8 protein-coding genes, 1 tRNA gene and 1 pseudogene are annotated in these 10020 nt (G+C 61.0%); 4 read left to right on the top strand and 6 right to left on the bottom strand.

The window, feature by feature from the left end; genetic code table 11:
- Nucleotides 1-426 (top strand): annotated as a pseudogene (pgi, locus tag RMO15_RS22835) (glucose-6-phosphate isomerase); the annotation flags it as partial.
- An 89-nt stretch (nucleotides 427-515) separates the two neighbouring features.
- The gene (locus RMO15_RS22830) at nucleotides 516-3182 is read left to right on the top strand and encodes a pitrilysin family protein (RefSeq protein WP_309717729.1); all 2667 of its coding nucleotides are present in this window, start codon (nucleotides 516-518) and stop codon (nucleotides 3180-3182) included.
- A 328-nt stretch (nucleotides 3183-3510) separates the two neighbouring features.
- On the opposite strand, the gene RMO15_RS22825 is transcribed toward RMO15_RS22830, so the two are convergent.
- The 4 genes from RMO15_RS22825 to RMO15_RS22810 form a co-directional block, all read right to left on the bottom strand.
- Entirely contained in the window at nucleotides 3511-4215 is a 705-nt protein-coding gene (locus RMO15_RS22825; protein ID WP_309717726.1) for a DUF1080 domain-containing protein, read from the bottom strand.
- A 96-nt stretch (nucleotides 4216-4311) separates the two neighbouring features.
- Nucleotides 4312-4392, bottom strand: a tRNA-Leu gene (locus RMO15_RS22820).
- A 59-nt stretch (nucleotides 4393-4451) separates the two neighbouring features.
- Nucleotides 4452-5633 carry an FAD-binding oxidoreductase gene (locus tag RMO15_RS22815; RefSeq protein WP_309717722.1) on the bottom strand — a complete coding sequence of 394 codons (1182 nt, stop codon included), beginning with the start codon at nucleotides 5631-5633 and terminating at the stop codon, nucleotides 4452-4454.
- Nucleotides 5634-5716: 83 nt separating this feature from the next.
- Nucleotides 5717-6019 carry a hypothetical protein gene (locus tag RMO15_RS22810; RefSeq protein WP_309717719.1) on the bottom strand — a complete coding sequence of 101 codons (303 nt, stop codon included), beginning with the start codon at nucleotides 6017-6019 and terminating at the stop codon, nucleotides 5717-5719.
- A 162-nt stretch (nucleotides 6020-6181) separates the two neighbouring features.
- Here RMO15_RS22810 and RMO15_RS22805 point away from each other — a divergent pair, with 162 nt between their 5' ends.
- A complete protein-coding gene (locus RMO15_RS22805) occupies nucleotides 6182-7066 on the top strand; it encodes a hypothetical protein (RefSeq protein WP_309717716.1) in 885 nt (294 codons plus the stop codon).
- On the opposite strand, the gene RMO15_RS22800 is transcribed toward RMO15_RS22805, so the two are convergent.
- Nucleotides 7054-8238, bottom strand: coding sequence for a PQQ-binding-like beta-propeller repeat protein (locus RMO15_RS22800; RefSeq protein ID WP_309717712.1), 1185 nt, complete (start codon nucleotides 8236-8238; stop codon nucleotides 7054-7056). The genes RMO15_RS22805 and RMO15_RS22800 overlap by 13 nt on opposite strands.
- Nucleotides 8239-8340: 102 nt before the next feature.
- Nucleotides 8341-8613 (bottom strand): nickel-binding protein, encoded by a 273-nt coding sequence (locus RMO15_RS22795; RefSeq protein ID WP_309717709.1) that lies wholly within the window; start codon nucleotides 8611-8613, stop codon nucleotides 8341-8343.
- A gap of 41 nt (nucleotides 8614-8654) precedes the next feature.
- Here RMO15_RS22795 and RMO15_RS22790 point away from each other — a divergent pair, with 41 nt between their 5' ends.
- Complete coding sequence (locus RMO15_RS22790; protein WP_309717707.1) at nucleotides 8655-9833, top strand: ROK family transcriptional regulator; 1179 nt, start codon at nucleotides 8655-8657, stop codon at nucleotides 9831-9833.
- Nucleotides 9834-10020 lie beyond the last annotated feature (187 nt).

The raw sequence follows: 10020 nt of genomic DNA, 5'->3' as shown, positions 1-10020 counted from the left end.
CAAGAAGGCCGTCGCAACCTCATCGAGACCTTTGTGATTATCGAGGACGGCGAGCCATCCCTCACGCTCCCCGAGGGCGACAGTGCCGATGAGCTAGGCTACTTGGTGGGCCAGGAGCTAACCGCAATCAACCACGCAGCGTACCAAGCCACCGCGCTCGCCCACCGCGAGGGCGGCGTTCCCAGCCTCACGATCCGCCTGCCCAAGCTCGATGCCTACCACCTGGGCTTCCTGCTCTACTTCTTCGAGTGTGCCTGTGGCGTTAGTGGCTACCTGCTCGGGGTCAATCCGTTTGATCAGCCGGGCGTGGAGGCCTATAAGCTCAATATGTTTGGCCTGCTGGGCAAGCCAGGCGCGAAGATCGCACAAGAAGAGCTTCTCGCAAAAGTCGGTGACGCAGGTGACGCGGCTATCGTGCGGTTTTAGCACCGCCGATTAGAACAACGGTGCTAGAGAGCTAAAGCTACAAAGGGCGTGCCGCCCCTCCAACGGGCGGGACAGGGTAAAATTCCCCCATGCTTCCTTCTCCAATTGCGTTTCGTCGGCGTGTGCTTGCCAATGGGCTAGTGGTGCTCACCCATGAGAGCCACAAGAGCCCGACCGTGGCCATTCAGGTCTGGTACAAAGTGGGAGCCAAGGACGACCCGATGGGCAAGTCCGGGTTTGCGCACCTCTTTGAGCACCTGATGTTCAAGCGCAGCCGCAATCTTGCCGATGAGCAGCTGGATCGCTTGACCGAGGACGTGGGCGGGGAGAACAATGCCTACACCACGCCCGATGTCACGGTCTACCATGAAGTCGTGCCCTCGAATCACTTAGAGCGCCTGCTCTGGGCGGAGGCGGATCGGATGGCGAGCCTTCAGGTGGACGAGAGCAATTTCTTCTCGGAGCGTGATGTGGTCAAAGAGGAGTACCGCCAGGGCGTGCTGGCCGATCCCTATGGCCGCCTCGACGATGCGCTGGAGGGCACTTCTTGGAGCGTGCACCCCTACCGGCGACCGGTGATTGGCAATATTGCGGAGCTAGATGCAGCGACTCTGGAGGACGTGAAGGCGTTTCATGCGACCTTCTACCGCCCGGATAATGCCGTTCTTGTCGTGGCGGGGGACTTCGACCCGGCGCAGTGCGATGGCTGGATTGATCGCTACTTTGGCAGAGTGACGCACCCCGAGAGCGAGATTCCGCGGGTCACCGTCAAAGAACCCGCCCGCAGAGCAGTGCGGCGGCTGGAGGTTCATGGGCCGAGCGTGCCTCTGCCTGCCTTTGCCCTGAGCTACCTGGTTCCCGACCAGCGCCACAAAGATGCCCCCACCCTGCAAATCTTGGACGCGATCCTCTCAGGCGGCGAGGCGGCGCGCTTTCACCAGAGCCTGGTCTACAAGCAGCAGCTCGCCTCGGAGGCAAGCACTAGCGCGGACCTGCGCACCGATGCGGGGATGTTTACAGTAAAGTGCGTCACGGCGGGCGGCAAGAGCCTGGAGGCACTGCGCAAGGCGACGCTGGCGGAGCTGGAGAAGGTTAAAGCACAGCCCGTGAGCGCGGCGGAGCTGGCGCGGGTTCGCACGCAGCTCAGGGTGGGTGTGCTGAACCAAAAAGAGACCGCCGAGGGAATCTCAGGAGCACTGGGGAGTGCGGAGGTGCTTCTGGGCAGTGCGGAGCGGGTCAACACCGAGCTTTCCGCGCTCCTTGCCGTGACAGCGGCGGATATTCAGCGTGTGGCGCGGCTCTACCTGACCGAGAGCAACTCGCTCTTGATTCGCTACACCACGGGCAAAGCGCCCACGGTTCCGATGTCGCCCAAGAAAACGGCTCCTAAAGTGGCAGCAGCGCCTGCGGAGGAGCAAGCGCCCGTGCCCTCCAGCCCGCGCCCGGCTCTGATGCCGAGCCTCACGGACCGCACGCTGGCAAATGGCCTGCGCGTGGTGCACGCGGCGCGGCCTGGCTCGGGGCTGGTGACACTGGAGCTAATCGTGCCGGGTGGTGCGGGAATCGTGGGAGTCGCCAAGGCAGGCCTTGCCTCGCTCACGGCCACGCTGCTCACACGGGGCACAAGCACGGGTAAGAGCGCCTCGCAGCTTGCCGCTCTGGCAGAAGCGCTGGGCGGCTCGCTGGGAGCCTCCGCGGACTGGGACAGCCTCACCGTAGGAATCACGGTTCCCCAAAACAATGGGCAAGCGGCCCTCGCACTGCTCTCTGAGGTCGTGCAGAAGCCCGCGTTTGCGAAAGACGAAGTCGCGCGCGCCCGTGCCGAGGCAAGGGACGAGGTCGCCCAGGCGCTCGAAGAGCCCTCGACGCTGGCACGAGGCATGGTGCAGCGGCTATTCTTTGGCCAGACCGGCTACGGCAACCGCCTCGGAGGGCTGCCCAGCACGCTGGCAAAGCTGACGCAAAGTGATATTCGAGGCTATTGGCAGCAGGTCTTCACCCCACGCCGTGCCACTCTTATCGTCACGGGCGATCTTACGGCGGCGGCGGCGCTTGACCTGGCGCAGAAGCATCTGGGGAGCTGGAAAGCCCCGACACTTCCGCTTCCGACCCCGAAAGTTGCCTTCCAGGGCGTACCTAAAGTGGTGGTTCTTGACAAGCCCGACGCGGGCCAGGCCGCCGTGCTTCTCGCGCTTCCCAGCCTGCGCCGCGCCGACCCACGCTATGCGGTAGGCGAGGTGGCCAATGCGATCCTAGGCGGCGGGTACTCCTCGCGCGTGAACAAAGCCGTGCGCATCGAGCGGGGGCTCTCGTATGGTGCAGGCAGCGGCCTCGGGGCGCGGCGCTACACAGGGCTCTTTCAGCTCGCCTGCCAGACCAAGAACGAGTCCGCCGCCGAGGTGGCGACGCTCTTTGTAGACGCGCTCAAGACCCTCGCGACAGACCCCATTGACGATGCCGAGCTCGTGGCGCGTAAGTCCACGCTCCTTGGCCCCGCCACACGTGCGATGGAGACTGGCAGCGGCCTTGCGGGCACGCTCGCCAGCCACTTAAGCCTCGGTCTGCCGCTTGGCGAGTTTGGTAGCCTCCTGGCCGCGATTCCCACGCTCACCGAAGCCCAAGTGCGCACTTTTGCAGCGCAAATCCTCGCCCCCGATCAGGCGCGGCTGGTGATCGTCGGCGATGCCAAGCAGTTTCTGCCCGCGCTAGAGAAAGCCTTCGGCAAGGTAACTGTCTGGAAAAAGTGGGACGGTTAGCTCAGGGGCTATCTGTAGCGTTTTACGATGTAGTAGTGAATCCCATCTCCCGCAAGGTGAAGCAAGACTCTATTTCCTGATCCCAACTTAATACAACCTTGCCGTCCCGGAAGAAGCAGATAGGCATTAACCTGGTTTCCATTGTCCAGTTTCACCTTGAAAAGACTACTGCCTCCCCTTTTTTCCACAATCGTTCCCTTCGCCTCTTCCGGCGCAGGGCCCGTAGCGACCCGTGAGGGCGGTCGTCCATTACCTGTACCGCCCCTATCACTGCTGGAAGAGGGCTGAGGTTTGGGAGCATCTTCGGGCATGACACATGTCACCGTTCCTACGGAGTGGGGGTCTCAAGTGTGAGCTTCTGAATCCAGACGTTTCGGAACCGCACGGGGTTGTTGTGTCCCTGAAACAGAATAGGCCGGGGCTCCGGCCCTTCTTTTTGGCCCGCCCCGGTCTTGCGGGGGATGGGAAAGTCGTCGTGGATAAGCTGCTGGTTCTGGTAGACCGTGACCCGCGCATTTTCGGTTTTCTTCTCGCCCTCGAAACGGGCCGCGCGGAAGACAATGTCATAGCTCTGCCACTCGCCCGCTTTTTTATTGACCAGACGATCCGGCTTCTTGAGCTGGTAGATACTGCCGCCGTAGCTGGGCTTGTAGTCTTTCTCCGCCACGCCAAACGAGTTGAGAATCTGAATCTCGTAGCGCTGCTGGATATAGATCCCCGAGTTGCCGTTCTTCTCCAGATCCGTGGTGTCTTTGACGTCATTGACACTAAACTCCACGTGCAGGCGGAAGTCTTGGTAGGACTCTTTGGTCATGAGGCTCTCCCAGCCGCGCGGGGCAGTGAGCACACCTTTCTCAAAGACCCATCGTGTCGGGGCGGCCTCTTTCTCCGGCACCAGCTCGTAGCCCTTTGCCCCGACCAGATCAACCGCATCTGCTGGACGGCTCAGCTTATGGGGATCAATCACTCCCCGTGTTGAGACCTGGCCCATAGCGCAGAGTGTGTATAGAAGAAGTGCGGGAAGAATAAGCATGGTTTTCCGGTCACACAATACCCCGATCCCTCGGCAAACACAAGCACAGAAAACAAAACTCCCAGCTCCATGAGAAGCTGGGAGTTTTCCGCTAGATGCCCAAGGGGGGACTCGAACCCCCACACCTTGCGGCACCAGTACCTGAAACTGGCGTGTCTACCATTTCACCACCTGGGCAAGAAACTAGCGAAGTTGATTGTAGGCCATCAGCGGCAGTTTGTCAAGATTTTGCCAAGCTAGATTCCGCACACAAAGCGCCCCGGATTGAGCAAGTTGTACGGATCAAGTGCCTCTTTTACCCGCTCATGGAGCACCCGTGCAGGGGGAGCCGGGAACCAAAGCGTCTCTAGGCCACCGGAGCGTAGGGCAAGTGAACCATGTAGGAGTGTGAAGTGAGCCCCACGCACCTTGGCTAGCAGGAGCGCCCGCGCGACACCGGTTCGGGCTTTCTCATCATCGGGGGTCCAGGAGAGTGTCAGAGTGCCAACCCCTAGCCAGGTGTCCAGAGTCACTTCAGTTTCCACAAGAGCATCGAAAGCCGCAGCATGCAGAGCGACCATATCGGCAGGAGAAGCGGCAAGGCGCACTTGGACGGGCGCATCGGGCGACTCGGGGACAAGCTCACCAGGGTAGAGTTGCACGGGAGTGAGCCCACACTCTGTGGCAATCTCCGCGCCACGCTGCGCTGCATCGTCGGTGACTGTTTCGGTGCCATGATAAAGCGCTACCAGAAAGCGTCCCTGTGCCTCTTCGTGCAGGAGCAGGCTCACCGGACGTGTCTCATTCCAGAGCCGTGTGCTCGCCGTTTCGAGATCGCGTCCGGGGTTGGCCTGCGCCACCAGGGTTCGTGCCGTCTCTGGCTTCGGGCTGACCTTGAACGTCGCCTCGACAATCACTCCCAGGGTTCCGAGCGCCCCCACATGGAGCTTGGGCAGGTCGTAACCAGTGACATTCTTGACGACTTTCCCGCCGCCTTTTACCAGCCGTCCCTGCGCATCTACCACGGTAATTCCGATGAGCCAGTCGCGGACGGTGCCGTAGCCTAGCCGTAGAGGCCCAAAGGCATTGGTCGCCAGAATCCCACCCATCGTGGCTTTTTCCGAATGCGGCGGATCTAGCGGGAGAAACTGCCCGTGCTGAGCCAGCTGCTCTTGCAGCGCTGCAAGCGTCATTCCTGCCTGAACCGTGACGGTCATATCGGCGTACTCGTGGGCCACGAGGGCATTGATCCCGCTCAGATCGAGGAGGATATCGGCCTTGCGCGGCGGTGCGCCATAGTCCTGCCCGGTGCCCCCGCCCCAGGGAATCACGGCACTGCCCGATCCGTAAGCGTGCTTCAGAATCTCCTGAACATCTTCAAGACTCTCCGGGCGAGTACGCACCCCGGCTTCTCTTCCCAACACTTCCACTTCATTCACAAGAGGGATTATACCTGCCTAGCACCCCACATAAAAAAAGCCCCCGCAAGCACAAGCTTACAGGGGCTTTCTAGACGTGGTTTCTACCGGCGGCCAGCGGCTTTACGGGCGCTCTTGTAGCGGCTCTCGCGGTCGTTGCGCGCACCAAGGCCAACGCTGGGACCATCGCCTGCCATCGCGCGTAGGAGCTGCTTGAGGTCGAGCTGCTTGCCACAGCCCGAGCAGAAAAATTGATTGCGCATAATCGCCGACGGCGGCAACATACAGGTGTAGCTACAGCCAGGGCAGGTCACGTTAAGCTCGCGGCGTCCGCCGCCCATCACAGGGGATTTCATCTCATAAACTCCTTGCCGGTACGCAGTGCGTACCTTCGCGAAATTTTTCACAAACCGGCTCTCTCACACGAAAAAAGCGGCCAGAGAACACACCTGCCGCCGACGGTTTCGAGAGCAAAACTCCGCTTGCTCTAACAAACTCTCTGCACAGAACCTGTGCGATGCAAAACAGTATACCATGTCTCTCTCAGACACGGTAGAATCGTTTTCGCGATGACCTGGCCTACACAGCTCGACTATCAGGAAGCACTTGCGTTCCCTGCTCACTGTTTTACAGATAGAGAGCTAGGTAGCGCGAAACTCGCCTCGCTTGGGCACTTTGGGCTCCCTCAGCCGATCACGGGGAACTTTGCCAATGTCTATCGCTTTAAAAGTGACGGAAGTGGCACGCTAGAGTGGGCAGTCCGGCTCTTTCTGCGCGATGAACCACATCGTACGGCGCGTTATGCTCTTCTAGCGGCTCTGCCCCGCTGGCCGGGGTGCCTGCTGCCCTTTGAGTACCAGCCTGAGGGTTTGGTCTTAGCGACGGGGAGCTTCCCTCTGATGAAGCTGCCCTGGCAAGACGGCGAGCCGCTGAATGCCTGGGTGGAGAAGCACCTCAATGACCGTGCCGCGCTGGAGGCTCTGGCGGAGCGCTGGGGCGTGCTGATCCGTGAGCTTGAAGTGGCGCAGCTTGCCCATGGGGACTTACAGCACGGCAATATCTTGGTGACCCCCGAAAATGAGCTACGGCTTCTGGACTACGATGCCCTGTGGGCTCCCGTACTGGAAAAACTCCCTCCCGGCGAGCTAGGCCATCCCTCCTACCAGCACCCACAGCGCCGCTACGACCGTACACTGGATCGCTTCCCGGCGCTCGTGATCTACACGGCGCTCCGGGCGCTAGCCGTGGCTCCGGAGCTCTGGTATCGGCTAGACAACGGCGACAACTTGCTGTTCCGGCGCGAGGACTTTGCCGCCCCGGCCAACTCGCGGGCATTTGCTCTCTTGCGTGAGGTTCGCGTGCTCCGCCCCTTGGTCACGGCGCTCCAGGAGGCCTGTACCGATCCCCCGGAGCGCGTTCCCGCCCTGACTCGCTACACAACCTACACCACGTAGCAGCTCAGTCCCGTCTGATCCCGGATGTAGAGACGGTTGTCTACCACGGCGAGCTGGGACCAGAGCGAGCCCGGTTCGGCGACTTTGTAGGTCTTGAGCCGCTTGAAGGCACTCGGATCGGCGGCGAGGACAGACAGCTCGCCCAGGTCGCTCAGGATCAGTAAGCTCTCTCCGGCGACCACAAACGAGGCGAAGTTTTTCCCCATGCGATCCGGGCTGCTCCAGACCGTTTTTCCGCTCTCCACATCCACACAGACAACACGGCGCGAGCGGGCGTCAAAACCGATGACATGATCCTTGAGGAGAACGGGCGTCGAGAGATAGAGACTCAGCTCCGCGCTCTGCCACAGCACCTTCCCGCTCTTGGGCTCCAGCGCGACCGTCGGCTTGGCCTCGTGGGCGATCAGTACCCGGTTGCGCCAAGTGAGCGGGCTGATGATCGTCTGCTCGAAGCCGCATTTTACGGGGTACTCCCAGAGCAGGGCATGGGTCTTGGGATGCAGCCCGACCATGCGCGTCCCGGTGAAGGCAATCAGCTGCTGCGCTCCGTCTATTGTCTCCAGGATTGGGGAGGCGTAGCTGGAGCGGTCGTCGAGGGCCTTCCAGAGCAGCTTGCCAGTCTTGCGGTCAAACCCAGCAATGCTACCCGCTTTCTTGCCCCCCACCGAGAGGATCACTTCCTCGCCGACAGTAAGCGCGGAGCTGGTCGCGCCGCAGACCGGGAACCACTTGTCGCCCATGGCGTCCACGTCCACGCCCCAGAACTCTTTGGCAAAGTCGTGCTTCCAGAGGATCTTGCCGGTCTGGGCCTCGAAGCAGTGCCACATCCCGCCGAGGCCGAGCATGTACACCTGCCCACGATCTACCGTGGGGGTGGAGTTGGGGCCTTTGCCCGCGGTGGGATCGGGCGGACGGAACTCCGAGGGGTAGCTATGCGCCCAGACGATCTTTCCGGTCTTGTCCGAGAGGCCGTAGCAGACCTCCTGGCCCGTCTTGGTATCGCGCCCCTGGATGTAGACCATCCCCCCTGCGATCACGGGCGACGAGTACCCAATCCCCAGCGGCGTGCGCCACTTGGGCTTGGGAAGCGCCTCCGGCCAGCTTGCCGGGAGCTTTGCTCCATCTGTCGTTCCATTGCGCTGCGGCCCGCGCCACTGTGGCCAGTCGTTCATAAAATCTCCTTGAGGTTTATCGCACCTGACAAACAAAACGTTACACCGCCTCTACGGCTACTGGCTCATCCCAAGCGCCCGCCATTGGACGAGGTTAGGAGGCTAAGGCGCAGTCGCTCGAATAACGCCGACATGGCCTTCGAGCTCCAGTTGCGTGACTGCATCTACCGGCAGGCCGACGCGCTGACAGAACTCTAGTACGGCCTCTTTGTTGGGGGCTTCGAGAATCCAGACGATCTGGCCTTCGGTGGGGCTATGGAAGCTTCGGTAGCCACGTACCACAGGGTCGGACTGGCCTTGCGCGGCGATCTCCTCAATGCGCTCGGGAGTAAACTCACCGGGCGGGAACGTATGAACCGAGAGAAATCGAGGCATGGTGTTATTGTACCCGCCGGATTCTGCTACAATGACTGCGTATGCCATCCAAGGGTAAGATTCAGCCAGGATTATTAGGACGTATCAACGAGTGGCGGGTACTGCGGACGATACAACGAAACGGGTCGCTCTCACGTGCCGAGCTTGCGCGAGCGACCTCTATCACTGCCCCCACTGCCTCCAAGGCCGTCGAAGCGCTCTTGCGTGACGGCTGGCTGATCGAAGAGGACGATGCCGATGTGCGCCGAGGCCGTCCCGCCAAGAAACTACGTGTTCCCTCCAAGGGGGCGCAAGTGCTAGGGGTGGTGATTGACCAACCTCAGTGCCGCCTCGTGACCGCCGGGCTGGATGGCGTCCTGCGCGACGAGACGCGCTTTACCACGCCCGAGAGCTACGAGGCGCTCCTGCACACGGCGCTGACTTGGGCACAGGAGCGCCGGGCTCAGCCCAAGATGCGAACGTACGGGCTCTGCGTGGCCATGCCCGGCCTGATTGACTACACCGAGCAGCGTGGTCTTCTCTCGCCAAATGTGCACATCACCGACGGCCACACACCCGCCCTGGATCTCCAAAAGGCTCTCGGCGTTCCCTGCGTTTTGATCCACGAGATTCACTCCCTCAGCCTGGCGGAGCGCCACCGTGGCAGTGCGCAGGGCCTTGATGACTTTGCTCTCATGGATCTCTCGACAGGCGTGGGCTTTACGGCGGTTCTGCGTGGCCAACCCTTCACCGGTCACCGAGGGCTTGCGGGTGAGCTGGGCCATATCACGGTCAACTCTGGCCCGGAGGCGCGACTCTGTGGCTGTGGCAACCGTGGCTGCTTGGAGACCGAGGTCAGCGACCTCTCGCTCCAGACCGCCATGGGGGCGGCCAGCCTAGACGAAGCCATTGCCCGCTACAACGCGGGAGAGACCGAGGTGATTCAAGCGCATCTGGACTATCTGGCCATTGGCATTGCGGCCGCAATCCATGTCTTCAATCCCCCCCATCTCTTTCTCAATAGCCGTTTCTTACAAGAGTGCCCCGCGCTTCTTCCCGCGCTTCAGAGCCAGCTCGCTATCCGCACTCTCAAACCCGCCCTCGATGACTGTACGATTCGGCTGGCCCAGGGCAATAAATCGGAGGGAGTTATTGCTGGGATTATCGAGCACCTGACCAATGCCCTCTTGCCTACGTCGCTTCAGGAGCTTCACCTCCTCGATCCCGCACTTGCCCCCTGAAGAAACCAGAGATAGTCTTATGACTCATGGTTCGCTCATTTTTTGCGGGGTTTAGCAAATTTGAGGTAACCTCGTTTCATGACCGAAACGCTCACTCTTATCACGGAACGGGTAGATGACATCCCCGTATTATTCGAGCAGATGCAGAAATTGGAGATGGCTCAACAGATAGATAAGCATCTGAGTG

It is taken from the genome of Armatimonas sp., assembly GCF_031410135.1.
Lineage (GTDB): Bacteria > Armatimonadota > Armatimonadia > Armatimonadales > Armatimonadaceae > Armatimonas.
The sequence above is the reverse complement of the archived record's forward strand: the minus strand, read 5'-3'. Positions and strand labels throughout refer to the sequence as shown.

Excerpts from the sequence above, each read along its gene's own strand:
- RMO15_RS22830 (WP_309717729.1), top strand. The coding sequence starts at position 516 with ATGCTTCCTTCTCCAATTGCGTTTCGTCGGCGTGTGCTTGCCAATGGG.
- RMO15_RS22825 (WP_309717726.1), bottom strand. The coding sequence starts at position 4,215 with ATGCTTATTCTTCCCGCACTTCTTCTATACACACTCTGCGCTATGGGC.
- RMO15_RS22805 (WP_309717716.1), top strand. The coding sequence starts at position 6,182 with ATGACCTGGCCTACACAGCTCGACTATCAGGAAGCACTTGCGTTCCCT.
- RMO15_RS22800 (WP_309717712.1), bottom strand. The coding sequence starts at position 8,238 with ATGAACGACTGGCCACAGTGGCGCGGGCCGCAGCGCAATGGAACGACA.
- RMO15_RS22795 (WP_309717709.1), bottom strand. The coding sequence starts at position 8,613 with ATGCCTCGATTTCTCTCGGTTCATACGTTCCCGCCCGGTGAGTTTACT.
- RMO15_RS22790 (WP_309717707.1), top strand. The coding sequence starts at position 8,655 with ATGCCATCCAAGGGTAAGATTCAGCCAGGATTATTAGGACGTATCAAC.